29 protein-coding genes and 1 riboswitch are annotated in these 25,431 nt (G+C 69.9%); of the genes, 10 read left to right on the top strand and 19 right to left on the bottom strand.

Annotation, left to right across the window (positions count from 1 at the left end):
• The first annotated feature begins 29 nt into the window (after window positions 1–29).
• Both FBZ83_RS23800 and FBZ83_RS31540 read left to right on the top strand, forming a co-directional pair.
• Window positions 30–698: a glutathione S-transferase family protein gene (locus FBZ83_RS23800; RefSeq protein WP_145689199.1), complete on the top strand. Its 669-nt coding sequence runs from the start codon at window positions 30–32 to the stop codon at window positions 696–698.
• A gap of 147 nt (window positions 699–845) precedes the next feature.
• A complete protein-coding gene (locus FBZ83_RS31540) occupies window positions 846–1,016 on the top strand; it encodes a hypothetical protein (RefSeq protein ID WP_014198041.1) in 171 nt (56 codons plus the stop codon).
• A gap of 36 nt (window positions 1,017–1,052) precedes the next feature.
• Here the strand turns inward: FBZ83_RS31540 and chrA are convergent, their stop codons facing one another.
• The 4 genes from chrA to FBZ83_RS23780 all read right to left on the bottom strand — a co-directional run bounded on the left by chrA (window position 1,053) and on the right by FBZ83_RS23780 (window position 4,913).
• A complete protein-coding gene (gene chrA, locus FBZ83_RS23795; protein WP_145689198.1) occupies window positions 1,053–2,444 on the bottom strand; it encodes a chromate efflux transporter in 1,392 nt (463 codons plus the stop codon).
• A 92-nt stretch (window positions 2,445–2,536) separates the two neighbouring features.
• Window positions 2,537–3,898 (bottom strand): sensor histidine kinase, encoded by a 1,362-nt coding sequence (locus FBZ83_RS23790; RefSeq protein WP_145689197.1) that lies wholly within the window; start codon window positions 3,896–3,898, stop codon window positions 2,537–2,539.
• Window positions 3,895–4,554 (bottom strand): response regulator, encoded by a 660-nt coding sequence (locus FBZ83_RS23785; RefSeq protein WP_145689196.1) that lies wholly within the window; start codon window positions 4,552–4,554, stop codon window positions 3,895–3,897. The genes FBZ83_RS23790 and FBZ83_RS23785 overlap by 4 nt, the downstream gene beginning before the upstream one ends.
• Window positions 4,555–4,559: 5 nt before the next feature.
• Complete coding sequence (locus tag FBZ83_RS23780; protein WP_145689195.1) at window positions 4,560–4,913, bottom strand: PepSY domain-containing protein; 354 nt, start codon at window positions 4,911–4,913, stop codon at window positions 4,560–4,562.
• 139 nt (window positions 4,914–5,052) lie between these two features.
• On the opposite strand from FBZ83_RS23780, the gene FBZ83_RS31535 reads away from it, so the two are divergent.
• The 5 genes from FBZ83_RS31535 to FBZ83_RS23760 are packed head-to-tail and all read left to right on the top strand — an operon-like array spanning window position 5,053 to window position 6,862.
• Window positions 5,053–5,208, top strand: coding sequence for a hypothetical protein (locus FBZ83_RS31535; RefSeq protein WP_186466176.1), 156 nt, complete (start codon window positions 5,053–5,055; stop codon window positions 5,206–5,208).
• On the top strand, window positions 5,195–5,734 hold the full coding sequence (locus FBZ83_RS23775; protein ID WP_145689194.1) for a hypothetical protein: 540 nt from the start codon (window positions 5,195–5,197) through the stop codon (window positions 5,732–5,734). Before FBZ83_RS31535 ends, FBZ83_RS23775 begins: the two co-directional genes overlap by 14 nt.
• Entirely contained in the window at window positions 5,731–6,153 is a 423-nt protein-coding gene (locus FBZ83_RS23770; RefSeq protein WP_145689193.1) for a DUF1924 domain-containing protein, read from the top strand. The genes FBZ83_RS23775 and FBZ83_RS23770 overlap by 4 nt, the downstream gene beginning before the upstream one ends.
• Before the next feature lie 11 nt (window positions 6,154–6,164).
• On the top strand, window positions 6,165–6,596 hold the full coding sequence (locus FBZ83_RS23765; RefSeq protein WP_145689192.1) for a diheme cytochrome c: 432 nt from the start codon (window positions 6,165–6,167) through the stop codon (window positions 6,594–6,596).
• 59 nt (window positions 6,597–6,655) lie between these two features.
• Window positions 6,656–6,862 (top strand): DUF6494 family protein, encoded by a 207-nt coding sequence (locus FBZ83_RS23760; RefSeq protein WP_137104577.1) that lies wholly within the window; start codon window positions 6,656–6,658, stop codon window positions 6,860–6,862.
• Window positions 6,863–6,984: 122 nt separating this feature from the next.
• Here FBZ83_RS23760 and FBZ83_RS23755 read toward each other — a convergent pair whose 3' ends face one another.
• Genes FBZ83_RS23755 through FBZ83_RS23730 form a run of 6 tightly spaced genes read right to left on the bottom strand, consistent with a single transcriptional unit; the run spans window position 6,985 to window position 12,810 of the window.
• A complete protein-coding gene (locus tag FBZ83_RS23755) occupies window positions 6,985–7,752 on the bottom strand; it encodes a 3-oxoacyl-ACP reductase (RefSeq protein ID WP_145689191.1) in 768 nt (255 codons plus the stop codon).
• A gap of 17 nt (window positions 7,753–7,769) precedes the next feature.
• Window positions 7,770–8,747: an ABC transporter substrate-binding protein gene (locus FBZ83_RS23750; protein WP_145689190.1), complete on the bottom strand. Its 978-nt coding sequence runs from the start codon at window positions 8,745–8,747 to the stop codon at window positions 7,770–7,772.
• Between the two features lie 7 nt (window positions 8,748–8,754).
• Window positions 8,755–9,501 (bottom strand): ABC transporter permease, encoded by a 747-nt coding sequence (locus tag FBZ83_RS23745; RefSeq protein ID WP_137117205.1) that lies wholly within the window; start codon window positions 9,499–9,501, stop codon window positions 8,755–8,757.
• Window positions 9,501–10,271, bottom strand: a complete 771-nt coding sequence (locus FBZ83_RS23740) for an ABC transporter ATP-binding protein (protein ID WP_186466175.1) — start codon at window positions 10,269–10,271, stop codon at window positions 9,501–9,503. The genes FBZ83_RS23745 and FBZ83_RS23740 overlap by 1 nt, the downstream gene beginning before the upstream one ends.
• Window positions 10,272–10,282: 11 nt before the next feature.
• Window positions 10,283–11,731, bottom strand: coding sequence for an acyl-CoA reductase (locus FBZ83_RS23735; RefSeq protein ID WP_145689188.1), 1,449 nt, complete (start codon window positions 11,729–11,731; stop codon window positions 10,283–10,285).
• Complete coding sequence (locus FBZ83_RS23730; RefSeq protein WP_145689187.1) at window positions 11,731–12,810, bottom strand: long-chain fatty acid--CoA ligase; 1,080 nt, start codon at window positions 12,808–12,810, stop codon at window positions 11,731–11,733. The genes FBZ83_RS23735 and FBZ83_RS23730 overlap by 1 nt, the downstream gene beginning before the upstream one ends.
• Window positions 12,811–12,884: 74 nt before the next feature.
• Window positions 12,885–13,014: riboswitch (TPP riboswitch) on the bottom strand.
• A 156-nt stretch (window positions 13,015–13,170) separates the two neighbouring features.
• Between FBZ83_RS23730 and FBZ83_RS23725 the strand changes: the two genes are divergently transcribed.
• Entirely contained in the window at window positions 13,171–14,895 is a 1,725-nt protein-coding gene (locus FBZ83_RS23725; RefSeq protein WP_145689186.1) for a DUF5672 family protein, read from the top strand.
• Window positions 14,896–14,910: 15 nt separating this feature from the next.
• Here the strand turns inward: FBZ83_RS23725 and FBZ83_RS23720 are convergent, their stop codons facing one another.
• The 9 genes from FBZ83_RS23720 to FBZ83_RS23680 form a co-directional block, all read right to left on the bottom strand.
• A complete protein-coding gene (locus tag FBZ83_RS23720) occupies window positions 14,911–16,194 on the bottom strand; it encodes an acetylornithine deacetylase/succinyl-diaminopimelate desuccinylase family protein (RefSeq protein ID WP_145689185.1) in 1,284 nt (427 codons plus the stop codon).
• Window positions 16,195–16,268: 74 nt separating this feature from the next.
• Window positions 16,269–17,273: a formate dehydrogenase subunit gamma gene (locus FBZ83_RS23715; RefSeq protein ID WP_145689184.1), complete on the bottom strand. Its 1,005-nt coding sequence runs from the start codon at window positions 17,271–17,273 to the stop codon at window positions 16,269–16,271.
• A 180-nt stretch (window positions 17,274–17,453) separates the two neighbouring features.
• Window positions 17,454–18,089: a formate dehydrogenase FDH3 subunit beta gene (gene fdh3B, locus FBZ83_RS23710; RefSeq protein ID WP_137141567.1), complete on the bottom strand. Its 636-nt coding sequence runs from the start codon at window positions 18,087–18,089 to the stop codon at window positions 17,454–17,456.
• Between the two features lie 22 nt (window positions 18,090–18,111).
• A complete protein-coding gene (locus FBZ83_RS23705; RefSeq protein WP_145689183.1) occupies window positions 18,112–21,045 on the bottom strand; it encodes a formate dehydrogenase subunit alpha in 2,934 nt (977 codons plus the stop codon).
• A gap of 31 nt (window positions 21,046–21,076) precedes the next feature.
• On the bottom strand, window positions 21,077–21,286 hold the full coding sequence (locus tag FBZ83_RS23700; protein ID WP_145689182.1) for a twin-arginine translocation signal domain-containing protein: 210 nt from the start codon (window positions 21,284–21,286) through the stop codon (window positions 21,077–21,079).
• Window positions 21,276–21,956 carry a TorD/DmsD family molecular chaperone gene (locus tag FBZ83_RS23695; protein WP_145689181.1) on the bottom strand — a complete coding sequence of 227 codons (681 nt, stop codon included), beginning with the start codon at window positions 21,954–21,956 and terminating at the stop codon, window positions 21,276–21,278. Before FBZ83_RS23695 ends, FBZ83_RS23700 begins: the two co-directional genes overlap by 11 nt.
• A 130-nt stretch (window positions 21,957–22,086) precedes the next feature.
• Window positions 22,087–22,665 (bottom strand): DUF3306 domain-containing protein, encoded by a 579-nt coding sequence (locus FBZ83_RS23690; RefSeq protein WP_247888446.1) that lies wholly within the window; start codon window positions 22,663–22,665, stop codon window positions 22,087–22,089.
• Window positions 22,658–23,182 (bottom strand): DUF3305 domain-containing protein, encoded by a 525-nt coding sequence (locus FBZ83_RS23685; protein WP_145689179.1) that lies wholly within the window; start codon window positions 23,180–23,182, stop codon window positions 22,658–22,660. The genes FBZ83_RS23690 and FBZ83_RS23685 overlap by 8 nt, the downstream gene beginning before the upstream one ends.
• Window positions 23,179–23,784, bottom strand: a complete 606-nt coding sequence (locus tag FBZ83_RS23680) for a biotin/lipoate--protein ligase family protein (protein WP_145689178.1) — start codon at window positions 23,782–23,784, stop codon at window positions 23,179–23,181. Before FBZ83_RS23680 ends, FBZ83_RS23685 begins: the two co-directional genes overlap by 4 nt.
• Before the next feature lie 95 nt (window positions 23,785–23,879).
• On the opposite strand from FBZ83_RS23680, the gene FBZ83_RS23675 reads away from it, so the two are divergent.
• Window positions 23,880–24,242 (top strand): hypothetical protein, encoded by a 363-nt coding sequence (locus tag FBZ83_RS23675; RefSeq protein ID WP_145689177.1) that lies wholly within the window; start codon window positions 23,880–23,882, stop codon window positions 24,240–24,242.
• Between the two features lie 101 nt (window positions 24,243–24,343).
• Window positions 24,344–25,354 carry a quinolinate synthase NadA gene (gene nadA, locus FBZ83_RS23670; RefSeq protein WP_145689176.1) on the top strand — a complete coding sequence of 337 codons (1,011 nt, stop codon included), beginning with the start codon at window positions 24,344–24,346 and terminating at the stop codon, window positions 25,352–25,354.
• Window positions 25,355–25,431: the final 77 nt, after the last annotated feature.

Raw genomic sequence — 25,431 nt, 5'->3', positions numbered from 1 at the left:
GCTTCCCATACGCTACAGTCCGGCCCGGCATGCGGACACTCCATCACCACCCCCTCCATCCCTTGTCCCGCGTCGCGCGGGTGATGCTGGCCGAGAAGGGTCTTCCCTTCGACTCGGTCATCGAGAAGCCGTGGGAACGGCGCGAGGATTTCCTGATGCTGAACCCCGCCGGCGAGCCGCCGGTGCTGGTGGAGGAGGACGGAACCGTCGTGGCCGGCGGGCTGCCCGTTCTGGAGTATCTGGAGGAGGCCTACCCCGACGTGGCGCTGATGCCGCGGGAGGTGGCGGCCCGCGCCGAGGTGCGCCGGATCGTCGACTGGTTCACCCGGACCTTCGACCGCGAGGTGACCGAGAATCTGGTCGGCGAGAAGCTGATCAAGCGGCTGTCCGGCCAGGGCCACCCCTACGCCCCGGCGATCCGCGCCGGGCTGGCGAACATCCAGTACCACATGGAATACATCGCCTTCCTGTCGGAACGTCGCCCTTGGCTGGCCGGCTCCAGCTTCACGGTGGCCGACATCGCGGCGGCGGCGGCGCTGTCCTGCGTCGATTACGTGGACAACGTGCCGTGGGACAAGGTGCCGGAGGCCAAGGACTGGTACGCCCGCATCAAGTCGCGCCCCAGCTTCCGCGGCCTGCTGACCGACAGCATCCCCGGCTGCCCGCCGCCCCGCCATTACGCCGACCTGGATTTCTGAATTTCCACACCATCCTTGCGGGAAAATACCGGACCAATCTCTCCCGATCCGATCTGTCCGACCGGGATAGGCCCCGCCAAAGGAGGGAACCCCATCCGTACCGGTCTGTTTCGCTTTTGTAGCAGAACGGCAGAGGAGGATGGGGGCATGGCCCAACACGACTACGTGCGTCACACGCTCGATTGCCTGGAGGAGGCGCAAGCGGCCCTGCGGCTTGCCCAACGCAAGGGCCAGATCGCGCCGGAGGACGAGGACCAGCTGTCCCGCCGCCTCGAAGGAATCACCGAACGCATCGCCCAGGTTCAGGAGATGCATTGAGCCGGGCCCGGCGCGGCCTGCGGCGACTCCGTCGCCTCAGGCTACGCCCGCCATCCGCAGCGCCACGCCGGCCAGCGCGCAGGCGCCCAGGGTGGGCAGCATCCCCGCCTTGAAGCGGAACACCGCCAGCACCGCCGCCACGGTCAGCGCCAGGGCGGGCAGGTTGACGCTGGCGAGAACGGGCAGGTCCAGCCTCATCCCGGCGACGGACACCGGTTCCAGGCGGGCGAACAGCGTGTGCAGGGCGAACCACAGCGCCAGATTCAGAATCACCCCGACCACCGCCGCGGTGATCGCCGACAGGGCGGCGCCGAGCATCCGGTTGCCGCGCAGCGCCTCGACATAGGGCGCGCCGAGGAAGATCCACAGGAAGCAGGGCACGAAGGTGACCCAGGTGGTCAGCAGCCCGCCCAACACCCCGGCCAGCAGCGGCGGCAGCGCCCCCGGATCGCGCAACGCGCCGAGGAAGCCGACGAACTGCACCACCATGATCAGCGGCCCCGGCGTCGTCTCGGCCATGCCCAGCCCGTCGAGCATCTCGCCGGGACGGAGCCAGCCATAGGTCTCCACCGCCTGCTGCGCCACATAGGCCAGCACGGCGTAGGCGCCGCCGAAGGTCACCACCGCCATCTTGGAGAAGAAGACGGCGATGCCGGTGAACGTGTTGTCCGGCCCCAGCGTCAGCAGCAGCCCCAGCACCGGACCCAGCCACAGGGCGAGGCAGACCGCCCCGACCCGCAGCGACCAAGCGGCGGAGGGCCGCGCGTGGTCCGGCGTATCCTCGCCCAGCAGGCTGCTCCCGTGCGTGGACGCAGCCGCCCCGTGGGGCATCGGCCGGAAGGCGGAGACGCCCAGCCGCGCCCCACCCAGTCCGATCAGCGCGGCGGTCAGGATGATAAGGGGAAACAGGACGTCAAAGGCGAAGATCGCCAGGAAGGCCGCCGCCGACAGGGCGACCATTGCCCCATTCTTCAGCGTGCGCCGCCCGACGCGGACCACCGCCTCCAGCACAACGGCGAGCACCGCCGCCTTCAGCCCGAAGAACAGCCCCTGCACCGCCCCGGTGTGCCCCAGCGTCGCGTAGATCAGGCTGAGCGCCATGATGGCCAGCGCGCCGGGCAGGACGAACAGGACGCCGGCGATCAGCCCGCCCACCGTCCGGTGCATCAGCCAGCCGATGTAGACGGCCAACTGCTGCGCCTCCGGCCCCGGCAGCAGCATGCAGTAGTTCAGGGCGTGGAGGAACCGCTCCTCGCCGATCCACTTCTTCTCGTCCACCACGATGCGGTGCATCATGGCGATCTGGCCGGCCGGCCCGCCGAAGCTCAGCGCCGCGATCCGCGCCCAGACCCGCGTGGCCTCGCCGAGGCTCACCCCGTGGCCGGCGGTGTCCGCACCGGGTGCGTTGGCGCTGTCCGCCTGGGTCATGCGTCGTCTCCGGAGCACGCGAAGGGGCGCCATTCAGACCACAAGGGACGGTCCGCCGCCAGCGCGGAGATGTGACGGAAATATTGCGCCGGTCAGGAGGGCGCCGCCGCGGGCAGGACCAGCTCCACCCGCAACCCGCCGAGCGGCGAATCGCCCAGCCGCAGGTCGCCGCCGTAGAGCCGCGCCACGTCGCGCACCACGGCCAGGCCGAGGCCGCTGCCCGGCGTGCTTTCGTCCAGCCGCACGCCGGGGGCCAGCACGGCGTCGCGCCGGTCGGCGGGCAGGCCCGGTCCGTCGTCGTCCACCACCACCGCCAGCATCCCGCCCGCCTCCAGCCGCGACGCCACCTCCACCCGCGACCCCGCCCATTTCATGGCGTTGTCCAGCAGGTTGCCCAGCATCTCGTCGAGATCCTCGCGCTCCCCGGCGAAGACATGCTCGCGCGGGACGCGGACGGTGACCGCCACCCGTCCTCCCCCCCGGCCTCCGCCCTGGAGCTTGTCCATCACCCGCGCCAGCGCCGCGGCGCGGTCGGCCACCGGGGTGGCGACGCCGGGCAGGCCGCGGGCGGCGGCGGCGCGGGCGCGGGCCATGTGGTGGTCGATGTGGCGGCGCATCTCCGCCACCCGCCGGGCGGCCGCCTCCCCCTCCGCCTCGTTCGCCAGCACGGCGAGGTTCGTCTTCAACGCGTGGGCGAGATTCCCGGCCTGGAGCCGCGCCCGCACCACCACCTCCTCCGAATGGTCGAGCAGGGCGTTCAGGTCGTCGAGCAGCGGCTGCACCTCGCGCGGGGAGTCGCCGCCGAAGCGCTTCCGGCGCCCGGCCCGCACCGCCGCCAGTTCGGCGCGCAGCCGCACCAGCGGGCGCAGCCCCACCGACACCTGGACCACCGCCGCGGCGATCAGCGCCAGCGCCAGCGCCCCCAGCGACAGCCAGAGCACCCGATTGAAGTCGGCCACCACCGCCCGCAGTTCCGCCTCATCCTGCGCCACCGCCATGCGCAGGGGTGCGGTCCCGTTGGGAAGGGTCACCGCGCGCTCCAGCACCGACAGATGGCGCCCGGCGGGCCCGACGACGCTGTGGCGGTGGATGTCGCCGTCGGCAACCTCGTCCGGCGGCAGGGCCAGCGCCTCGTCCCACAGCGAGCGGGAGCGCAGGAGCGGCGCATTCCCCGGCCCGACCTGCCAGTAGAGCCCCGACAGCGGCCGGCGGAAGCGCGGGTCGCTGAGCGGCTGGCGCAGCACCGGCGCGCCGTCCGCCCCCAATTCGGTCAGCGCGGCCAGTTGGTCGAGATGGTTGGTCAGCTCCGCCTCGAAGCGGCGGGCCACATGGTCGCGGAACAGGCCGGACAGCACCAGCCCGGCCAGCGCCAGAGCCAGCGCGATCCACACCGCCGCCCCGGCCAGCAGGCGGAAGCGCAGCGACCCGGTCAGCCGCCGCCCATCCCCGCTCACGGCGCCTCCAGCTTGTAGCCGAGCCCGCGCACGGTCTTGATCAGGTCGGCGCCCAGCTTGCGGCGCAAGCGGCCGACGAAGACCTCGATGGTGTTGGAATCGCGGTCGAAATCCTGGGCGTAGATGTGCTCGGTCAGCTCCGTGCGCGAGACGAGCTGCCCCTTGCGGTGCATCAGGTAATCGAGCACGCGGAACTCGTGCCCCGTCAGATCCACCGTCTGCCCGTCCAGCGTGACCCGGCCCGAGCGGGTGTCCAGCACCACCCCGCCGCAGGCGATCTCCGCCGAGGCGTGGCCCTTGGAGCGGCGGATCAGCGCGCGGATGCGGGCGAGCAGCTCCTCCATGCTGAAGGGCTTCGCCAGATAGTCGTCGGCCCCGGCGTCGATGCCCTGGACCTTCTCCGTCCAGGCGCCGCGGGCGGTCAGGATGATGACCGGTGCTGTGATCCCGCCCGCGCGCCAGGAGCGCAGCACCGTCAGCCCGTCGACCCGCGGCAGGCCGAGGTCGAGCACGATGGCGTCGTAGGGCTCCGTCTCGCCGAGGAACTGCCCCTCCTCGCCGTCGGCGGCGCGGTCCACGGCGTAGCCCTCGCCCTCCAGCCGCTCGGCGAGCTGCTGGGCGAGCGCCGGATCATCCTCGACGACGAGCAGGCGCATGGCGCTCACCTCTTCCCATGATGGCTGCCCTCGCCCTTCCCGTTGCGCCCGCGCACCCGCAGCAGGTCGCCGGTGGCGGCGTCGTATTTCAGCTTCAGGACGCGGCCTTCGGCGGTGATGGTCTTGATCTCGTAGACGATCTGCCCGTCCTCGTCCTCGAACTCGACGTCCAGGATGTCGCCGGGGAAATCGGCCTGCGCGCGGGCCACGATGACCTCCAGCGGCAGCGCCCGGCCCGACCGGAACGCTTCCCGCGCCCGCTCATGGTCGCGGTCGTCATCGGCCGCCGCCGGCAGGGCGGCACCGGCGAGGGCGGCGAGGAGGGCCAGGGACAGCAGGACGGCGCGGGCGGCGTTCATGGTCGGAACCGGCGGGCGAAAGGACATCCCCAGTTAGCACAAAGCGGGCTGAACGGCACCTGAACGAACCGCTCAGGCTCCGTTCAGCGGGGGCGGCGCAGTCTCCACGGCAACGACCCCACCGGACCGGAGACCGCCGATGATCCGCAGGATGCTGACCCACACCGCCGCCGCGACGCTCGTTATCGCCGTGGCGGCCTTCGCCTTCCAGGCCCTTGCCGGTGGGGAGGGCGTCGCCCGCACCGCCGGGTCGCTGGCCACCGCCATCGCGGGGGGCGATCATGACGCCGACTGATCCCCGCCCCACCACGGCGCGCCGCACGCCGGGTCGGCTGCTGTTCCTGTTCGCCTTCCACGCCGCACTGTCGGGCGCCTTCATCGTCGCCTACCTCACGGGGGACGAGGACACCTACGCCATGCATCAGGTCGCCGGCTACACGGCGCTGGCCGCGCTGGCGGTGCGGCTCCTGGCCGGGGTGCTGATGCCGGTGGGGCCGCTGCGCCTCCCGCGCCCCTCCCTGAGCGTGACATTGGACTGGCTGCGCCGGGTGGCTTCGGGCGAGGCGCGGGCCTGGGGGCAGCGCCGCCCGCTGCTCGCCTGGATGGCGCTGGCGCTGCTGGCCGTGGTCGGCGCCGCCACGCTCAGCGGAGCGATCGCCGACTTTGTCATCCCGTTCGAAAAACTGCACGAGGCGCTGGGCGAGGCCTCCCTGCCCGTCGTGCTGGCCCATGTCGCCCTGGTCGTCGCGTTGCTCGGCCTGAAGACCGTCGCCGGCCGGCGCGCCCGCTCCAACATCCGCCACGAGGTCACCGCACCATGATCCGCTTCCTTATGCCGACGCTGGCGGTCTTCGCCGTGGGTGGGGCCATCGCCGCCACCGCGAACCCGGCCCGCACCGCCCTGCTCGACGGCTACGCCGCCCAGGCGAAAGCGCAGTCGGCGACCTTCGCCGGCTTCTCCGCCGAGCGCGGACGCGCCCTCTATCTCGGCCCGCACACCGGCGGCAAGCCGGAGACAAACGCCTGCGCCGCCTGCCACACCCCCAATCCCACCGCCCAGGGCCGCCACCAGCGGACCGGGCGCGCGATCGAGCCGATGGCCGTCTCCGCCACCCCCAAGCGCTTCACCGACCCTGCGGAGGTGGAGAAGCGCTTCGACCGCGACTGCCCCAACGTCCTCGGCCGCGCCTGCACGGCGCAGGAGAAGGGCGACTTCATCACCTATCTCGCCGGACAGTGAGGACCCCCACCATGCCCCGCCGGCTCGCCGCCGCGTCCGTCCTGCTTCTGCTGTCCGGCGTCACCTCCTCGGCCAACGAGTTCGAACGCGTCCGCCCCGTCACCAACGACGCCACCCGCAAGGAATGCGGAGAATGCCACATGGCCTTCCAGCCCGGTCTGCTGCCGGCGGGAAGCTGGACCCGGATCATGGACGGGCTGGACGACCATTTCGGCGAGAAGGCCAGCCTGCCGCCCGGACCGGCGACGGAGATCCGCGCCTATCTGACCGGCAACGCCGCCGGACGCGGCGATCCAGCGCTGCTGCGCATCACCGAACAGCGCTGGTGGCTGCGCGAGCACCGCTTCCGCCCGGAGGTCTGGCTGCGCAAGGACGTGCTGTCCAAGGCCAATTGCGAAGCCTGCCACCGCGACGCCGCCCGTGGCCTCTATGACGATGACTGACGGGACAAAGCGTTGCCGCGACGGTTGTCTTCGGGAGCGATCAGAGAGGGAGGAGCATCATGGACCACGACACCTTCAACATGGGCATCCGGAAGTACCTGAAGGTCGTCGGCGTCACCTCGCAGCGCGAGATCGAGCGCGCCGTGACCGAAGCGATCGAGTCCGGAAAGCTGAAGGGCAACGAGACGCTCCAGGCCCGCGTCGTGCTGACCGTCGAGGGCATTGGGCTGGAGCATGAGATCAAGGGGGAGATCGCGTTGGAGTAGCGGGGAAGTGCTTGCGACGCCCCCACCCAACCCTCCCCCGCTAACGCAGGGGAGGGCTTAAAAAAACCTCCCTCCCCCGCCCAGCGGGGGAGGGCCGGGGTGGGGGCAACGGCGCCCACACCTCACCCCATCACCAACCCGCCATCCACATACAGCACCTGCCCCGTCATGAAGCGGCTCCAGCCGGACGCCAGGAACAGCACCGGGCCGGTCACGTCCTCCGGCGTGGCGATGCGGCGCAGCGGAGTCTGTGCAACGATGGCGTCCTTCACGTCCTCCTTCGTCGCCCGGCTGGCGTCGGTGGGGTAGACCAGCCCCGGCGCCACGCAATTGACGCGGATGCCCAGCGGCCCCAGCTCCGCCGCCAGATTGCGGCTGAAGCCGACCAGCGCCGCCTTGGCCGTGGTGTAGTCGTGATAGGGCACGGTGGGCCGGGCGACGAGGTCGGTCGCCATGTTCACGATGCTGCCGCCGGGCCGCCGCCGCATCACCGGCAGCACCGCCCGGCAGACGTTGTAGGTGCCGAGCAGCGCCCCATCCACCTGCCCCCGGTAGTCCGCCCAGTCGGTGTCCCAGAACAGCTTGCGCTTCTCCGGGTCGAAGGCGTAGGGGCGGAAGGCGTTGTTCACCACCACGTCGATCTTGCCGAACTCCTCCGCCGTGCGCTCCACCATGCGCTGCACCGCGTCGGCGTCGGTCACGTCGGCCTGCACCGCCCAGGCGTCGCCGCCCGCCTCGCGGCAGGCCGACGCCACCGCCTCGGCGGCGTCCCCATTCTGGAGGTAGTTGACGGCGACCGCCGCCCCCTCCGCCGCGAAGGCCTTGGCGATGGCCGCGCCGATGCCGCGGCTGGCGCCGGTGACGAGGACGGTCTTGTCGCGGAAATCCATGGCGGGCCAAGCCTTCCTTACTCGGGGATCAGGTCGGACTGGACCAGCTTGCCCATGTCGAGGTCCGCCGCGATCAGGCCGAGCTGCTTGAAGGTGTCCGCCCCCTTCTGCATCAGTTCCGGGTCGAAGTGGCCGAGGCCCTTGGCCTTGGTCGTCTCCGACACGCTGGATTCGTTGCGCAGCTTGATGATGGCGAGGTTGGTGGCCTCGTCACGGCCGTTGATGGCGCGGGTCACGGCGAGGCGGGCGGCTTCCTCCGGCTCGGCGATCATCCAGGCGGCGCTGTCGCGGTAGGCGGCGAGGAAGCGCTTCAGAACGTCCTTCTTCGTGCGGTAGGTCTCCTCCGTCACCACGAAGATGTCGGAGGGCAGGTTCAGCGTGTCCTTGACCTCGATGACGTTGATGTCCTTGAGCCCCTTCTGCATCCCGACATACAGGCCGGTGTCGGTCGCCGCGGTGGCGTCCACCTGCCCCTGGATGACGGGGGCGAAGTTCAGCAGGCCGGTCACCTCGATGGTCACGTCCTTTTCGCTCAGCCCCACCTGATGCAGCAGCACCTGGAGGTTCTGGCGCGTGCCGCTGGACAGGCTGTAGACGCCGATGCGCTTGCCCTTGAGGTCTTCGGGCTTGGTGATGTTCCGCTCCTTCGGCGACACCACGTTGAAGACGTTCTGCGGGTAGATGTTGTAGATGGCGATCAGCTTCTCGCCCTTGTCGAGCGCCAGATAGAAGGAGGCCGGGTCGGTGAAGGCCACGTCGGCCTGACCGGTCAGCATGTTCTGGATGGCCGAGCCGCCGCCGGTGCCCGGCACATAGCCGAGATCGATCCCCTTGGCCTTGAAGAAGCCCTTGTCCGGCTCGGCCAGCAGGTTGGTGATCTCGCTGATCGGCTGGCTCCAGCCCGCCACGGTCACCTTGTCGAGCGCCAGCGCGGGGGAGGACAGCAGGAAGGCGGAAACGGCGACGGCACCCAGGGTGCGCAGGAACCCGAACATCGTGTGATTATCCTTTCCACGGACGGCGCAGCAGCCACCGTTCGAGCCCGGCGGCGGCCTGATAAACGATCATGCCCAGCACCGTGATGACGATGAACAGGGCGAACATCATGGTCGAATCCATCATCCCCTGCGCCGCGATGATCGAGGCGCCCAGCCCCTGCCGGCCCCCGATGAACTCGCCGACGACGGCGCCGACCAGCGCCAGCACCACGGCGACGCGCAAGCCCGCCAGGATCACCGGCAGGCCGGAGGGAATCTTGAGGCGCAGCAGGGTTTGCAGGCGCGTCGCCCGCAGCATCCGGAACAGCTCCCGCTTGTTGGGATCGACCTGCTGGAGGCCGGTCATGGTGTTTTCCAGCAGCGGGAAGAAGCAGATCAGCGCCGTGATGACGACGGTCGAGGTCATGCCGAAGCCGAACCAGACGATGAACAGCGGCCCCAGCGCCAGCTTCGGCACCACTTGGCTGGCGAGGATGTAGGGGTAGAACAGGCGGCGCAGCACCGGCACCTCGGCCAGCAGCACCCCGGCGAGGAAACCCACGGTGCAGCCGGCGGCGAGGCCCATCGCCATCTCCGCCGTGGTGACCCAGAGGTGCGGCAGCAGATAGCCCCCGGCCAGCCCGTCCCACAGCGTGCGCAGCACCGCCGAGGGCAGCGGCACGACCAGCGCCGACACTCCCGCCACCCGGCAATAGACCTCCCACCCCGCCAGCAGCAGGACGAGCAGCAGGGCGGAGGCGGCACGCACCATCACGACGCGCGCTCCAGTGCCACGCCGGAGCCCGCGCCATCCATGGCGTGGCGCAGCTCCAGGCACAGGGCGTTGAAGCGGGGGCTGTAGCGGACGTCGCGCCCGCGCGGGCGGGCCAGCGGCACCGGCAGGGCGTGGCGCAATTGCCCGCCCTCCATCACCGCCACCCGGTCGGCCAGATAGACCGCCTCCGCGATGTCGTGGGTGACGAACAGCACGGTGGTGCGGTGCCGGGCGCAGAGCTTCAAGAGGTCGTTCTGCAACTCCTCCCGCGTGATGGCGTCGAGCGCGGCGAAGGGCTCGTCGAGCAGGAGCAGCGGCGGTTCGGTGACCAGCGCGCGGGCCAGAGCGACGCGGCTCTGCTGTCCGCCCGACAGTTGGCTGGGGTAGCGCCCTTCGAGTCCGGACAGGCCGACGAGGTCCAGCAGCTCCTCCGCCTTGCGGCGGTCCGCCGGCTGCGGACGGCGCGTCAGCGACACCGGCAGCAGCAGGTTGTCGAGCACCGTCCGCCACTCCAGAAGCGTCGGCGCCTGGAAGACGAAGCCGACCTGGGCACCCGGCCCCCGCACCGGCTCCCCCTGGATGCGGACGGTTCCGGTCGAGGGGGCGAGCAGCCCGGCGACCAGCTTCAGCAGGGTCGTCTTGCCGCAGCCGCTGCGCCCGACCAGCGCGTGGAACTCGCCCTCCCCGATGGTCCAGTCGATGCGGTCCAGGATGGTGCCGCCGCTCGGGACGCCGTAGCCGGCCTGTTCGATGCTGACGAAGCTCATGGCCGGGCGCCTCAATCCGTGTAGGGAGCGAACGCGTCCGCCGCCCGTTCCGCCGAGCCTTCGATCTCGGTCATGGTGACGAGGTCCAGCAGGTTGAACCGCCCGTCATGGTGCCAGCCCGCTTCCGGCGCGGTCATGCGGCCGAGCGCGCAGAGGCGCGTCACACCGACCGCCCCCAGCGCTCCGGCGAGCGCGAACAGCTCCTCCGGCGCGGCGGCGATGCCCACGGTCTGGAGGAAGGCGCGGTAGGGCGCCAGCCCCGGCACCGCCTCGGCCAGCCGGTCCACCGCCACCACCGTCACCGTGCGGTTCAGCCCGCAAGGCGAGAGACCGTCCGCGGCGTCCGTGTAGGCGACCGCCCAGCTTCCCGCCGGATCGCCCAGCAGGGCGCGGCTGGGGTCGGCAAAGCCCTTCGTCTCCTCCGCGTTGCGCCAGGACGCGACGCTGCCCGCCTCGCCCATCGACAGAGGGCGGCGCGGGAACTTGCTGCCCAGCGCGTCCAGCTCGTGCGCCAGATAGCCGGCGAATTCACGCGGCGACACCCGCCCGCCGCGCTCCACGAAAAAGGTCTGGGGCGAGTAGCAGCCCTGCTGGTCGTAGCGCGCCACGTCGTAGGCCGCCTGCCGCGCCACCGCCCCCGCCTTCCCGGCGTCGAGCGCGGAGCGGGCGACCATGCCGAAGCTGATCTTGTGACCGTAGGGCAGGAAGCCCGTGGTGATCGGCACCCGCGCCCGGATGGCCTCCAGCGCGTCGTTGCCGCCATAGGCGACCACTGTGTCGGCGCGGCCCAGCCACGCGCGCTCCGCCGCTTCGTCGCCGCCCTTCCACCAGACGATGGCGATGCAGTCGGCCAATTGCGGATCAATCTCCGCCAGGATCTGCGCGAACCAGCCGGCGAACAGCGGCTCGGCGCTCGGCAGCTTGCCGACCGTGCCGGCCTTCACCAGCAGGCCGGAGATCAGGCTCCACAGCGGCAGGCCCGGCACGTTGCCCGCCCAGACATGCAGCAGCAGTTCCGGCCCGAAGGCGCGGGCGAAGCCGCCCTTGGGCATGGGCTGAAAATCGTCGAGCACCGCCGGGTTGGCGAAATCCTCGGCGATGAATTTCCGAAGCTCCGGCCCGCGGAAGGTCTTCAGATAGCCGGTCAGCCCCAGCCGGACCATCTCCGCGTCGTAGCCGGTGACCAGCGGCAGCAGCCGTTCCGCCTTTCGCCGCCACGGGTCGTCGCGGTCGAGCAGCCGGGCGACGGCGCGGTCGATGGTGGCGGCGATCTCCGCGACGGTGCGGTTTCTCAAGAAAGTCCGCGCGTTGGCCCGCACCCGCTCCGCCAGTTCGGCGATCTGGGCCTCGCCCAGCACCGGCACCGCCACGTCGAGCGTCTCGGCGCCGCGCCGGAAGGTCAGCGTCCGCCAGTCCACCGCGTCGGCGGACAGTCCCGGCAGATGCCCGGCGCGTTCCATCAAGTCGCCCGCGCCGCTTTGAGGAAGTCTTCGACCGCCATGGAGCAGCCCTTGGCGTCCGCCCCATCGGCCCGGCCAAGAAGCTGGAAGCCGCCATCCACCTCCACCCCCGCATCCTCGGTCAGGATGGCCGACGCGCAGTTGAAATGGGCCAGATCGTGATGGACCAGAACGCCGACGCTGCCGCGCGGCACCTCCTGCCCGGTCAGCGGGTTGATGACCCGGCTGCGGATCCAATGCGGGCCGGACTTCACCGACGGGCAGGCCTCGTTGCCGTCGTCGTAGAACTGGGTGCTCAGCTCGGTCATGCCGTACATGTTGATGCACAGCCGGCGCGGCACGCCGAAGGTCGCGGACAGGCGGTCGTAGAACTCCTCCGCCGCCATCTCGCGCGACTGGCCCTTGAAACCGCCGGTGTCGAGGATGCGGCTGCCCGCCGGCAGGGCGAAGCTCCGCCCCCGCTCGGCCAGCGCGTCCATCAGATGCACGACGCTGAAGCTCGCCCCCAGCAGGGCATAGGGTTCGCCGGTGGCCTCGGCGCGGGACAGCTCGGCGGTGGCCCCGTCCACGTCCAGCCCGGCGTCGGAGACGAAGTACCGGCTCTCCGCCGTCCCGAATTCGCTCTTGGCCAGCGCCAGATAATGGGCGAGCGAGGAGTTGGGCATCGCCTGCTCGGTCGGGAACAGGATGCCCATGCGCAGCCGATCATGCTCACCCATAAAGCGGCGGCGGAAGTTGACGGTCATCGAGCGGTCGTAGACCGCCAGCGTCGGGTGATGGCTCTTGCCCCGCACGCCCTTGGTGGTGCCGCTGGTCATGAAGACGTGCGGGCATTCCTCCGGCGGGCGCCCGCTCAGCGTCAGGTCCTTGAAGGCGCTGATCGGCACGGCGGGCACGTCGCGCCAGCTCTTCACCGTGCGCAGGGTGCGCGCGCGCTGGGTGGCGAAGCGGCGGTAGGGGGCGTTGGTCTCGAACTGGTGGGCGAAGACGGCCAGCGCCATGCGGTTGAACGCCTCCTCGTCCGCCTCTCCGGCGGCGATGAAGGCCAGCAGCTCTTCGACAAGTCGGGCTTCGGTCACGTCCGCACACCTTTTGCAACGCCAACAAACTGTTGCCGGGACAAGCGGTGTCTGGATGGAATGGGGGTACGCCGTGCCGCCCTTCAGTCCCGTCCCTACGCCGGTATGACCCGGATCAGGTTCGATGGGTCACCGCGTTGTCCGGATGAAAGCGCCGGACCGGCGGAGTCTCAGCCTCCTAGCGAGGCCCCCCAGGGAACATTCGCAAGCTAAGGGACCGGCCCCCGCCCGTCAAGGAGGTCGGGCTCTGAGACGGACTGCTCAAGGATGGCCGGCGCTCCGCCCGTGGCAGCCCCACAACCGCCGTGATAGGATCCGCGCCCGCGGGCGGCCGACGCCGGCGGCAGAACGGGGAACGGGATGGTGAGGATCGAGGACTGCACGCTGGTGTTCGCCGACACGGCGAACCACGCCCTGGTCGAGATGGCCATCCGGGACAGCATCGCCGCCTGCCGCTTCTCCAGCGTCCTGCTCCTTTCCGACCGCGACCCGAGGATTCCCGGCGTCGATTTCCACCGCATCGCCCCGATCAACGACATCGACGACTATTCGGACACCATCAACGTCCGCCTGCGCCGGCTGGTGACGACGAAGCATGTCCTGATCGCGCAGTGGGACGGCTTCGTCGCCGATCCGCAGGCCTGGACGGAGGCGTTCCGCGCCTTCGACTACATCGGCGCCCGCTGGGGCTGGTACGACGACGGCATGACGGTGGGGAACGGCGGCTTCTCCCTGCGCTCCGCCGCCCTGCTCGACCGGCTGCGCGACCTGCCTTTCGAAGCCGGCATCCCCGAGGACCACGTCATCTGCCGGACCGAGCGCCCGGCGTTGGAGAAGGCCGGCATCCGCTTCGCCCCGGAGACGGTGGCCGACCGCTTCGCCTTCGAGCGGACGCCGGTGCCGGGACCGGCCTTCGGCTTCCACGGCCTGTTCAACTTCGGCAAGGTGCTGGGGGACCGCGCGCTGGAGGAGCGGATCGAGGTGATGGACGGCCCGCTCCTCGACCGGCGGGAGTACACGGACCTGATGACCAGCCTCGCGCTGTCCGGACGCAAGGCCCCCTTCGCCTCCATGGTCCGCAAGCTGGTGGCGCGGCGGGACGAGACGGTCCTGCGCTCCCAGATCACCGAATGGACGACCGGTGCCGCGCGGGACTATGTGCTGGCCCTGGCCGATGCCGTGCAGACGACGGCGGCGCCGGGGTCGCGCTGGCCGGCGGTGACCACGCCGCAGCGCCGCCAGCCGAAGATCTACGACTGCTTCACCTTCCACAACGAACTCGACCTTCTGGAGCTGCGCTTCCGCGAGCTGTACGACACCGTCGACCAGTTCGTGATCGTCGAGGCCAAGCAGACCTTCACCGGCGCGACCAAGCCCCTGCATTTCATGGAGGAGCGCGACCGCTTCCTGCCCTTCCTGGACAAGGTGAAGCTGATCGTCGCCCCCGACTTCCCGGAAACCGACAATCCCTGGGTGCGCGAGCGGGCGCAGCGGAACGCCATCGCGCTCGGGCTGGACAAGGTGGAGCCGGACGACATCGTCGTCGTCTCCGACGTGGACGAGATTTTGCGCGCCCGCTCGCTCGCGTCGCTGCGCGACAGTTCGGCGATGATCGCCGGGTTCCGCGTGCCGCTGTTCTACTTCAAGGTCAACTTCATGAACGTGGAGGGCGAGAACTTCTCGGTCTTCCCCGTCGCCGTCCGCGGGCTGATGGCCCGGATGACCACGCCGCAGCAGATCCGGGAGAGCCGCGGCACGCTGGACCGCTACACCCCCGAGACCCGGCCCGCCTACGTGGACATCCTGCCCCACGCGGGCTGGCATTTCTCCTACATCGGCGACGACGCCGCCATCCGGCACAAGATCCAGAGCTTCTCGCACCAGGAGCTGAACCGCGACGACATTCTCGACGGCATCGACGTGCCGCGCTTCCTCGCAGAGGGCAGCGACCTCTTCAACCGTCCCGGCTACCGCTGGCAGTCCGTGGAGCTGAACGACTATTTCCCGGCGAACCTCCTGGGTGACCGCGAGCGCTGGTCGGACTTCATCGCCGAGGAGGTCGGCGGCCGGGTCACCTGGAAGTAGCCGGCGCTCTTTCCCCTACACCTCCCGCCGCAGCAAAGACAGGGCGGCCATCGCCATGACCTGCGCAGAATGGACCATATCGTCGATGTCCACATACTCGTCCGGCTGGTGGGCCAAGTCGAGGATGCCGGGACCGTAGGCGATGCAGTCCTTGAGATGCCCGACCCGCGCGATGTGCTTCTGGTCGTAGGTGCCGGGGGACACCACCTGCGCCGCCGGGCGGCCCAGCACCGTCTCGATGGCCGCCCCCACCGCACGCACCACCGGCGCATCGGCGTCGGTCAGGGTGGGCAGGAAGGCCAGCACCTCGCGCAGCTCGTAATCGAAGCCGGTGCGTTCGCGGCGCAGACCCTCCAGGATGCCGACGATCTCCGCCCGTACCTCCTCCGGGTCCTCCTCGATCAGGTAGCGGCGGTCGATGACCATGCGGCAGCGGTCGGGCACCATCGGGCTGGGCAGGCCGCCATGATCCTCCGGCTGGCCGCCGTGGATGGCGTTGATGTTCAAGGTGGACTGCCGCGCCCCTTCCGGGACCACCGGCATGGTCGTGCGCTTGGCGGCCAGACGGGGGATCAGCTCCGTCTCGATCCGGTGCAGCACGGCCCCCATGTGGCGCACCGCGCAGTTGCCGAGGAAGGGCATGGAGCCGTGGGCGACGCGGCCCTTCGTCTCGATCTCCGCCCACCAGACGCCGCGGTGGCCGATGCACACGCGGTCGACGTTCAGCGGTTCCGGGATGATGACGTGATCGACCCGCGGGCGGGAGAAGTAGCCGAGCGTGGCGAGATGCCCGACCCCGCCGTAGCCGCCGGACTCCTCGTCCACCGTGCCGGAGATTTCCAACGCGCCGGGGAAGGGGATGCCCGCCTCCAAAATCGCTTCCACGGCGATGATCGAGGCGGCGATCCCGCCCTTCATGTCGCAGGCGCCGCGGCCGTAGACGCGCCCGTCCTTTACGACGCCTTCGAAGGGATCGACCGTCCAGCCCTGGCCGGCGGGCACCACGTCGATGTGGCCGTTGAAGTGCACGCAGGGGCCGGGCTCGCGCCCCTCGACGCGGGCGACGACGTTGGTGCGCGGGTAGCGGTCGCTGTCGCCCGGCGCGCCGTCGGCCCGCACATACTCCACGGCGAAGCCGCGCCCGGCCAGCCGGCGCCCGAGGAATTCCGCGCAGTCGGTGTAGACGTCGCCGGGCGGGTTCACGGTCGGGATGCGGATCAGGTCGCGGGTCAGCGCGACGAGGTCGTCGCGCCGCTCCGCGATGCGGCGGAACAGCGACTCCCGTTGATCGAGCGGCATGCATCCCCCCTGCGCACAATTGGTTGTGCGGAAGGATCGGTCATGCCGGCGCGCCTGTCGAGCGGTTCCGCGCCTCACTCCGCCGCATGATGCCGCAGCCGTCCGTCCTGATTGGCCTGCCCGTTGCGGAGCTGCTCCTCGTACCAGCGGCGGTGATGGTCCTTGGCCCAGTTCTCGTCCACCACGCCGCTGCCCATGGCGTCAAACGCGCCCTCCATGCCGATGGTGCCGATGTAGATGTGCCCGATGATCAGCGCGATCATCAGCGCGGCCACCACCCCGTGCGCCACATGCAGGATCTGCATGCCGCCGATCCCGGTAACGGCGAAGGGCATCATCAGCAGGAAGCCGGTGAGCGACAGCGCGAACCCGCCGAACACCACCGCCCAGAAGACGCCCTTCTGACCGGCGTTGAAGCGCCCGGCCTCCGGATGCTCGCCGGACTTGCTCAACACGCCGCCGAGCGTCTTCAGCCAGACGAGATCGGCCTTCTCCGGGATGTTGTCGCGCACCCACAGCACGAAGATCATCAGCAGGCCGAGGACGAAGGGCACGCTGAAGAAATTGTGCATGTACTTGCTGGCCTCGGCCAGCATCGTGAAGTTCGGGTGGCCGATCAGCGGGATCAGCAGCATGCGCCCGAAGGTCAGGATCAGCCCGGTCAGCGCCATCAGCAGGAAGCTGACCGCCGTCGTCCAGTGGGCGAAGCGGTCCATGCCGCTGAAGCGCGGCACCGGGCGCCCTGACCGACCGCCCTGGATGCGGATGGTGCCGCGGATCAGGTAGAAGATCGCCAGCACCGCGATCGGCCCCAGGATCAGCGCGCCGGCGATGATCTTCAGCCAGACCATGCGGAACTCGCGCCATTCCCGCCCTTCCGGCTGGACCAGGACGCCCAGCTTCGCGTCGGGAATGCTGACCCGCCCGGAGAGCTTGCCGTCCGGCGTCTGGTAGAGCTGCACCTCGTCCTTCGAGGTCGGCGAGGTCGGCCCCGGCGTCTGGTAGAACTGCGCCTGCACCGCCGGGGCGGCGAGCAGCAGAACGAACAGGACCAGCAGGGGGCGCAGGAGCTTCGTCATGGCGCGTCCTTCCCTAGAGAGTGTGCGCTTTGCCTTGGCGGGGGCTTTGCGTTGGAATGCTGTTGCCCCCTCCCCGGCCCTCCCCCGCTGCGCGGGAGAGGGGGCTGTACGCGAAGCGGCGGCAGTCCCCTCCACCGCGCCAGCGGGGGAGGGTTAGGGAGGGGGCAAAACCCCACCCTCTCAGCTCCCGCCGGTGCCCTCGCGGCCCGGGCTGAAGGCGTCGCCGCGGTCGTTCTGGCCATAGGCGGTCGACCAGCCCCAGGCGCCGGAGCCGTAGCCGCGGCGCACCGTCCGCTCCTTGTAGATGTCGGCCAGAACGTCCCCGTCACCGGCCATCAGCGCGCGGGTGGAACACATTTCCGCGCAGAGCGGCAGCTTGCCCTCGGCCAGCCGGTTGGTGCCGTACTTCTGGTACTCCTCCATCGTGTTGTCCTCTTCGGGACCGCCGGTGCAGAAGGTGCATTTGTCCATCTTGCCGCGCCCGCCGAAGTTGGTCGCTTGCGGGTACTGCGGCGCACCGAAGGGGCAGGCGTAGAAGCAGTAACCGCAGCCGATGCACAGGTCCTTCGAGTGCAGCACCACCCCGTCCGCCGTCTGGTAGAAGCAGTCCACCGGACAGACCGCCGCGCAGGGCGGGTCGTTGCAGTGCATGCAGGCCATGGAGATGGAGCGCTCGCCCGGCACGCCGTCCTTCAGCGTGATGACGCGGCGGCGGTTGATGCCCCAGGGGATGTCGTGCTCGTTCTTGCAGGCGGTGACGCAGGCGTTGCACTCAATGCAGCGTTCCGCGTCGCACAGGAATTTCATGCGGGCCATGGTTGTCTGTCCTCCTTGCGCGTCAGGCCGGTTCGACGCGGCACAGCGTCACCTTGGTTTCCTGCATGAAGGTCATGGGGTCGTAGCCGTAGGTCGTCACCCCGTTGGCCGGCTCGCCCAGAACGATGGGGTCGGTGCCGGGCGGGTAGTTCTCCCGCAGGCTGTTGCCCTGCCAGTAGCCGGAGAAGTGGAAGGGCATGAAGACCGTGCCGGTGCCGATGCGTTCGGTCACCAGGGCGCGCATCCGCGCCTTGGAGCTGTCCTCCGGCCCGTAGACCCAGACCATGCCGCCATCGCGGATGCCCAGACGCTCGGCGTCCTTGGGGTTGATCTCCACGAACATCGTCTGTTGCAGCTCGGCCAGCCATGGGTTGGAGCGGGTCTCCTCGCCGCCGCCCTCGTATTCGACCAGCCGTCCGGAGGTCAGGATGAAGGGGAAGCGCTGGCGGATGTCGCTGTCCGCGATCTTGAACTGGAGCGAGCGGGCGAGCTGCGGCAGGCGGTAGTCGCGCCGATCCTCGATCGCCGGGTATTCCTTCACCAGCTCCGGCCGCGGCGAGTAGATAGGCTCGCGGTGCAGCGGCACCGGGTCGGGCAGGTTCCAGGCGACGGCACGCGCCTTGGCGTTGCCGTGCGGCGAACACCCATGCTTCAGCGCGACGCGGATGATGCCCATGGACAGGTCGGTCTGCCAGCTCACCTCGTCCACCTTGTCGCCGCCGATGGCCTGGATGACGCGCATCTCCTCCGCCGTCAGGTCCTTGTCCCAGCCCAGCTTGCGCAGCATCGCCATGGTGAATTCGGGATAGCCGTCCTCGATCTCCGACCCCTTGGAATAGGAGCCGTCGGCGAGCAGGCTGACGCCGTTGCGCTCCACCCCGAAGCGGGCGCGGAAGACGCCGCCGCCCTCCATCACATGCTTGGAGGTGTCGTAGAGCACGGCGCAGCCGGGGTGGCGAAGCTCCGGATGGCCCCAGCAGGGCCAGGGCAGGCCGTAATACTCGCCCTTCAGCGGGCCGCTGGTCGCCTGCATGGTGATCTTGTCGAAGTCGGCCTGATGCTTCATGTGCATCTTCAGCCGCTCCGGCGACTGGCCGGTGTAGCCGGTGGACAGGCAGCCGCGGTTGATCTCGCGCAGGATGTCCTCGGGCACCGGGCGGGTCTCCTCCACCGTGATGTGCTTGAACATCTCGTCGGCGAAGCCGAACTTGCGGGCGAGCAGATAGATGATCGTGTAGTCGTCCTTGGACTCGAAGATCGGCTCCACGACCTTCTCGCCCCACTGCATCGACCGGTTGGAGCAGGTGCGCGAACCGTCCGTCTCGAACTGCGTGCAGGCGGGCAGGATGTAGGTGCCGTTCTTGCGTTCCTTGAAGGCGGCGAAGGTGGTCGGGTGCGGATCGGCGATGACCAGCAGGGACAGCTGCTCCAGCCCCTTCAGCATCTCCGGCATGCGGGTGACGGTGTTGCCGCCGTGGCCGAAGACGACCATCGCCTTCAGCGGCGACGGCTGCTGGATTTCCTCCGGCTTGTAGGTGACGCCGTCGAACCAGCGGGTGGTCGGGATGCCCTTGGCCTCCATCAGCTCCTTGGAGGAGAAGCGGGCCTTCATCCAGTCGTAGTCGACGTCCCAGACGCGGCAGAAATGCTTCCACGCCCCCTCGGCCAGCCCGTAGTAGGAGGGCAGCGTGGAGACGTCGAGCCCGAAGTCGGTGGCGCCCTGCACGTTGCAGTGGCCGCGGTAGATGTTGGCGCCGCCGCCGGCCACCCCGATGTTGCCCAGCGCCAGCTGCAGGATCGACAGGGCGCGGACGTTGGCGGTGCCGGTGGTCTTCTGGGTGATGCCCATGCACCAGATGACGGTGGACGGCCGGTTCTTCGCCAGCGCCTCCGCCACGCGGTAAAGCTGCTCGCCGGGCACGCCGCTGACCCGCTCCACCGTGGCGGGGTCCCACTTCTTCACCTCGGCGCGGATCTCGTCCATGCCGTACACGCGCTGGCGGATATACTCCTTGTCCTCCCAGCCGTTCTCGAAGATGTGCCAGAGGATGCCCCAGGTGACCGGGATGTCGGTGCCGGGACGGATGCGCACATAGTCGGTGGCATGGGCGGCGGTGCGGGTGAAGCGCGGGTCGATGACGATGAAGGGGGCGCGGTTGTGCTCCTTGCCGCGCAGCATGTGCGGCAGCGAGACGGGATGGGCCTCCGCCGGGTTGCCGCCGATGATCAGCAGCGCCTTGGAATTCTGGATGTCGTTGTAGCTGTTGGTCATCGCGCCGTAGCCCCAGGTGTTCGCCACCCCGGCGACCGTGGTGCTGTGGCAGATGCGCGCCTGATGATCGACGTTGTTGGTTCCCCAGAAGGCCGCCAGCTTGCGGAAGAGATAGGCGCCCTCGTTGGAGAATTTGGCGGAGCCCAGCCAGAATGTGGCGTCCGGCCCGGACTGTTGGCGGATCTCCAGCAGCTTGGTCCCGATCTCCTCGATGGCCTGATCCCAGGAGATGCGCTGCCACTGGCCGTCGACCAGCTTCATTGGGTACTTCACCCGCCGCTCGCCCTTGGTCAGCTCGCGCACCGAGGCGCCCTTGGCGCAGTGCGCGCCCTGGCTGATCGGGCTTTCCCAGCCCGGTTCCTGCCCGGTCCAGACGCCGTTCTGCACCTCCGCGATCACCGTGCAGCCGACCGAGCAGTGGGTGCAGACGTTCTTGCGGGTGACGACCTCGACGTTGGGCAGGGTCGGCCCGGCCTCGGCCTTCTGGATCATCGCGGCGGGCAGCGCGCTCAGAGCCGCCATGCCCCCGGCGGCGAGGCCGGAGGTCTTCAGGAAGCCGCGGCGGTCGACGGTTTCCCCCAGCCCGGCGGTGCCCGCGGACAGTCCGTTGGCCGACAATCCGTTCAGGCGGCGGGCGAGGGAGGCGCGGGTGGCGGCGGTTCCGGCGTTGCGCTTGACGAGCATGGGGCGGCCCTTTGGATAAGAAACGTCGCGGTCAGAGTCGGTTCAGCGCGTAGAAACGCTTCACATGGTCGGTTTCGCGGTAGCGGGACTTCACCTGCTCCTGCGGCGATTCCACCGCCTCCGCCGGGGCGGCGCGCAGGGTCGCGGCCGCAGCGGCGGCCCCAGCAGCCCCCAGTCCGAGGCCCTTCAGCAGGCTGCGGCGTTCCAGTCCGGTTTTCTTCTGGCTCTCGTCACGGTGCATGGATCGTGCCCTCCCGCTGGTCGGCCCCGCGCGGCGCGCCCGGAGGGACGGACGCGATCATCGCGAAGGCGTTGGTCTCGATGTCCAGGAACAGCCGCCCGAAGGTGCCCACGGGCCGGTAGAAATGCGCCGCCGACGCCTCCTCCAGATCCTGGAAGAAGCGGCCCGCCCACGGGGCGAGGTGGCGCTCGAAGAAGCGCTTCTGGCGCGGCAGGTCCGGCTCGCCGCCCGCCGTGCCGACGGTCCCGGCGGCCATCGCCCCCATGATCTCGACGATGGCGGCGATGTGGTCCTCGGGCTCGCTGACGCCGGGGGCGCGCTCGATGCCCAGCGCCTGCATGTCCTCGCGCAGGCGGGCCAGCGGCCGGTCGATCAGGAAGCCGGTGCGGTAGTAGGAGGCGAAGGGAACCAGCTCGCCCCGCGTCACCCCGAGGAACAGCTCATGATACTCGCGCTCGGCCCGGTGTTCGCCGTCCGGGGCGTCGGCGAGCGTACGGGCGCGTACGGCCAGATCGCTGATGGCCCGGCCGAGCGGCGAACCGTCCCCGGCCAGAGCGCCGACCGTGGCCAGCAGGTCGCGCGACGGCGGACGCGCCAACAGGTGGGCCAGCAGGCCGTACGCCTGCGCCCGCAGCCGATCCGCGTCGTCGATGATGGCCGTTTCCGCCATGCCCTTGCCCCGCTTCGCCTTTTCCGTGGCCGGTTAAGGTCCGGCTCATCAGGGACAACAGCGGGAATGCTCAAAGGTTGCGCAGTCTAAGCGGGGTGGACTTGCCTTCGCGCCTCGGTGCTGCCCCCCCTTAACCCTCCCCCGCTTTCGCAGGGGAGGGGACTGCCGCCGCTTCGCGATCATCTCCCTCTCCCGCGGAGCGGGGGAGGACCGGGGTGGGGGCAGCACTGTCCACTTCCTCAGACTCGTCCACCTCGGCAACCACCACCTCCTCCACCTTCTCCTCCTCCGCCGGCTTCTCGTCGGTGGCGATGCGGTCCAGCAGGTCGGCAATGCGGTCGGTGTCGAGCAGCTTGCCGTAGCCGGGGGCGTTGCAGTCCCAGTCATACTCGGCGAAGCCGCGGAAGCCCGCGATCACCGGGTCGCTGGTCCAGGCCTTGCGCAAGGCCAGCCGTTTCAGCTCCTGCGGGACGTTGCTGGCGAGGAAGCCGGTGTAGTCGCTGTCCGCGCCCAGGCTCTCCACCGGCGGCAGGCTTTCCGGGTCGAAGGGTTCCGGCGGCGGAGCGGCGATGGCCTGCGGTTCCTCCACCGCGTCCCGCTCCTCCGGCGGTTCGGGGACCTCGACGGGCGCCGTGCGCGCCTCCTGCTTGCGCCGCGACCAGCGGGACAGGAAGCCTTCGGACCCGTCATCCAGGGCGCGGTCATCCATGGCGCTGATCCTTTCCAGAGTGAGCAACCGGGGCACGGCGGGCCAGCGCCTCCGGGTCGGCGCGGTCGCGCTGGCGCTTGTAGAAGGGCCGTTCGGTATGGTGCCGGGCCACGAAGTCGCACATCCATTCCGAAAGATCGGGCGGCAGTGGAATCGCTTCGATCAGGTCGTCGCCCGCGTCGGAATGGGCGTCGACCTCGCCGGGATCGACGGTGACGGCGAGCAGCCGCAGCCCCGGCTCCTCCGCGCAGCGGCGCAGGATGACGTAGAGCATCGGGTGGCCGCCCTTCAAATTCTCGACGTAGTTCTCCGTCTCGCCGGGATGGAGCACGATCTCCGCCGCACCCGCGTAATAGCCGGTGCGCTCGCCATCCTGCGCCAGCACGGTCCAGGGCGCGCGGTCGGGCAGCGCCGGCAGTGCGCCGGTCACCCGCCAGCGGGCGTCCACCCACGGGTTGTCGATGCGCTGGCGCTCCACCGTGATGCCGACGCCGCGCCGTTCGGCCTGTCCGGTCATGACCGCGTCCCCTCTGCCTTGCGGACCAGCCGCTGTTCCCAGACCCGCCGCACCGGCTCGAAGCCCGCGTCCATCCAGCGGTCGATCCAGGTCAGGAAATGCCGGGTGAAGCTCTCCAGCACCGCCACGGCGTCGGTGTCGCCGAAGCCCTCCTCGCGCAGCGCCGTGCGGTCGGGGTGTCGCCCCGGGTCGGGGTCGTCGGGGTCGCCCAGCACCTCCAGTTCTGCCCCGACCACGGCCCAGGCGGGCAGCCCGTCCTCGGCGCCGGGGCCGAGCGCGACGGTCACCCCGCCGGCCACCGCGCCGTTCAGCAGCAGGCGGCCCGCGCCGTCGAAGCGGATGCTCTGGTTCGGCGGCCCCAACGCCTCCAGCGCGTCGGCCAGCGCGACCAGGGTGACGGCGGCAAGGCCATCCCCCGCGTCCGGGCGGTCGGGAACCAGCACCACCGCCACGTCCAGCCGGTCGCGCCGGCCGCTGTGGACGAGCGTGCCGGGCGCCGCCCCCTCCGCGGCGAAGCGGCGGGCGGTGGCGAAGGGGCCGTCCGCCTCGGCGGGCCAAGGCTGGAAAATGGGCGGCAGAGTCGGGGCGTCGGTCGGGTCCATGCCCCTGATAACGCGCGAACGGGAGGGTTGGTGCCAACGCCTGTTGGTGGGAGGGACGGCCTTGCCACCCCTTCCTTCAAAAGGAGTCCGCCGCCTTGCTCGCCGCCCTCATTTCTTCCGGTCTCGTCTCTTCCGGCCTTGTCGCCGGGCTTTTGATGACCGGCAACGTCATCGCCCAGGAAGTCAACAAGGAGTCGCTGTCCAACGACATCAAGGTGCAGCAGAGCCAGGAGCCGCCGCCCAACGAACAGGGCGTCCGCGCGCCCAAATCCAGCACCAGCGGCGAGACCCAGGGAGCGGAGTTGCAGCAGGCCTTGACCGACCTGCGCCGGGCGCCGCCCGACCTTCACGGCAACCCGGTGCCGCGCCCCAACCAATGGGCCAGCGAACCCGACATGGGGCACGAGCCGACCCGCTCCGAAAACCCGTCCGACCTGAGCAGCCAGGAAGCCAAGTAGGGCGAATCACCGACGTTCCGCACGACGCATTCTTTTCCGCTTGATATGCTCCAATCGAGCATTTATGGTTTTGCTCACAGCGAGCATTAAAGGAAGGCGCCATGCGCGACACCACCGGCCTTGCCTACACGCCCGACATCGCCGCGGCGACGCAGCCGATCTACGAGCGCATGAAGCGCGTGATGCCCGCCGTCGAGTGGCCGTTCCACGCTCCGCTGGTCCACGAGATCAACCGCCTGAAGCGCGAGCGCAACGCGGTGATCCTGGCGCACAATTACCAGACGCCGGAGATCTTCCACGGCGTGGCCGACATCGTCGGCGACAGCTTGGCGCTGGCCGCACGGGCGACCGAGACCGACGCCGACGTGATCGTCGTGGCCGGCGTGCATTTCATGGCGGAGACGGCGAAGCTGCTGAACCCGGCCAAGACGGTGCTGATTCCCGACACCGGGGCGGGCTGCTCCCTGGCCGAATCGATCACCGCCGCCGACGTGCGGCTGCTGCGCGAGCGCTATCCGGGCGTGCCGGTGGTCGCCTACGTCAACACCTCGGCCGACGTGAAGGCGGAGGTGGACATCTGCTGCACCTCCGGCAACGCGGTGGAGGTGGTGGAATCGCTGGGCGCGCCGCGCGTCATCATGCTGCCCGACGAGTATCTGGCGAAATACGTCGCCACCCAGACCAGCGTCGAGATCATCGCCTGGAAGGGCCACTGCGAGGTGCACGAGCGCTTCACCGGCGACGAGATCCGCGAGTTCCGCGGACGCTTCGACGAGTTGGTCGTCATCGCCCATCCGGAATGCCCGCCCGACGTCCTGAAAGCCGCGGACTTCGTCGGCTCCACCGCCCGCATGGTCGATTTCGTGGCGGACCGCCGGCCACCGCGGGTGCTGATGGTCACCGAATGCTCGATGAGCGACAACATCGCCGCCGCCGCGCCGGAGACGGAGTTCGTGCGGCCCTGCAACCTGTGCCCGCACATGAAGAAGATCACGCTGGCGAACATCCTGGACAGCCTGCGCACGCTGGAACCGCAGGTGACCATCGCCCCGGAGGTGGCCGACCGCGCCCGCCGTTCGGTGGAACGGATGCTGGCGGTGAAGCCGCGCTGATCTCGTATTCCCTCTCCCCTCTGGGGAGAGGGTCAGGGTGAGGGGGTTGCACTTGTGCCGAACGCACCGCCACGCGA

It is taken from the genome of Azospirillum brasilense (assembly GCF_007827815.1).
GTDB classification, from domain to species: domain Bacteria; phylum Pseudomonadota; class Alphaproteobacteria; order Azospirillales; family Azospirillaceae; genus Azospirillum; species Azospirillum brasilense_C.
The sequence above is the reverse complement of the archived record's forward strand: the minus strand, read 5'-3'. Positions and strand labels throughout refer to the sequence as shown.

Coding starts and splice junctions, on each gene's coding strand:
- FBZ83_RS23800 (WP_145689199.1), top strand. CDS start 30: ATGCGGACACTCCATCACCACCCCCTCCATCCCTTGTCCCGCGTCGCG.
- FBZ83_RS31540 (WP_014198041.1), top strand. CDS start 846: ATGGCCCAACACGACTACGTGCGTCACACGCTCGATTGCCTGGAGGAG.
- chrA (WP_145689198.1), bottom strand. CDS start 2,444: ATGACCCAGGCGGACAGCGCCAACGCACCCGGTGCGGACACCGCCGGC.
- FBZ83_RS23785 (WP_145689196.1), bottom strand. CDS start 4,554: ATGCGCCTGCTCGTCGTCGAGGATGATCCGGCGCTCGCCCAGCAGCTC.
- FBZ83_RS23780 (WP_145689195.1), bottom strand. CDS start 4,913: ATGAACGCCGCCCGCGCCGTCCTGCTGTCCCTGGCCCTCCTCGCCGCC.
- FBZ83_RS31535 (WP_186466176.1), top strand. CDS start 5,053: ATGATCCGCAGGATGCTGACCCACACCGCCGCCGCGACGCTCGTTATC.
- FBZ83_RS23775 (WP_145689194.1), top strand. CDS start 5,195: ATGACGCCGACTGATCCCCGCCCCACCACGGCGCGCCGCACGCCGGGT.
- FBZ83_RS23770 (WP_145689193.1), top strand. CDS start 5,731: ATGATCCGCTTCCTTATGCCGACGCTGGCGGTCTTCGCCGTGGGTGGG.
- FBZ83_RS23765 (WP_145689192.1), top strand. CDS start 6,165: ATGCCCCGCCGGCTCGCCGCCGCGTCCGTCCTGCTTCTGCTGTCCGGC.
- FBZ83_RS23760 (WP_137104577.1), top strand. CDS start 6,656: ATGGACCACGACACCTTCAACATGGGCATCCGGAAGTACCTGAAGGTC.
- FBZ83_RS23755 (WP_145689191.1), bottom strand. CDS start 7,752: ATGGATTTCCGCGACAAGACCGTCCTCGTCACCGGCGCCAGCCGCGGC.
- FBZ83_RS23750 (WP_145689190.1), bottom strand. CDS start 8,747: ATGTTCGGGTTCCTGCGCACCCTGGGTGCCGTCGCCGTTTCCGCCTTC.
- FBZ83_RS23745 (WP_137117205.1), bottom strand. CDS start 9,501: ATGGTGCGTGCCGCCTCCGCCCTGCTGCTCGTCCTGCTGCTGGCGGGG.
- FBZ83_RS23740 (WP_186466175.1), bottom strand. CDS start 10,271: ATGAGCTTCGTCAGCATCGAACAGGCCGGCTACGGCGTCCCGAGCGGC.
- FBZ83_RS23735 (WP_145689188.1), bottom strand. CDS start 11,731: ATGGAACGCGCCGGGCATCTGCCGGGACTGTCCGCCGACGCGGTGGAC.
- FBZ83_RS23725 (WP_145689186.1), top strand. CDS start 13,171: ATGGTGAGGATCGAGGACTGCACGCTGGTGTTCGCCGACACGGCGAAC.
- FBZ83_RS23720 (WP_145689185.1), bottom strand. CDS start 16,194: ATGCCGCTCGATCAACGGGAGTCGCTGTTCCGCCGCATCGCGGAGCGG.
- FBZ83_RS23715 (WP_145689184.1), bottom strand. CDS start 17,273: ATGACGAAGCTCCTGCGCCCCCTGCTGGTCCTGTTCGTTCTGCTGCTC.
- fdh3B (WP_137141567.1), bottom strand. CDS start 18,089: ATGGCCCGCATGAAATTCCTGTGCGACGCGGAACGCTGCATTGAGTGC.
- FBZ83_RS23705 (WP_145689183.1), bottom strand. CDS start 21,045: ATGCTCGTCAAGCGCAACGCCGGAACCGCCGCCACCCGCGCCTCCCTC.
- FBZ83_RS23700 (WP_145689182.1), bottom strand. CDS start 21,286: ATGCACCGTGACGAGAGCCAGAAGAAAACCGGACTGGAACGCCGCAGC.
- FBZ83_RS23695 (WP_145689181.1), bottom strand. CDS start 21,956: ATGGCGGAAACGGCCATCATCGACGACGCGGATCGGCTGCGGGCGCAG.
- FBZ83_RS23690 (WP_247888446.1), bottom strand. CDS start 22,665: ATGGATGACCGCGCCCTGGATGACGGGTCCGAAGGCTTCCTGTCCCGC.
- FBZ83_RS23685 (WP_145689179.1), bottom strand. CDS start 23,182: ATGACCGGACAGGCCGAACGGCGCGGCGTCGGCATCACGGTGGAGCGC.
- FBZ83_RS23680 (WP_145689178.1), bottom strand. CDS start 23,784: ATGGACCCGACCGACGCCCCGACTCTGCCGCCCATTTTCCAGCCTTGG.
- nadA (WP_145689176.1), top strand. CDS start 24,344: ATGCGCGACACCACCGGCCTTGCCTACACGCCCGACATCGCCGCGGCG.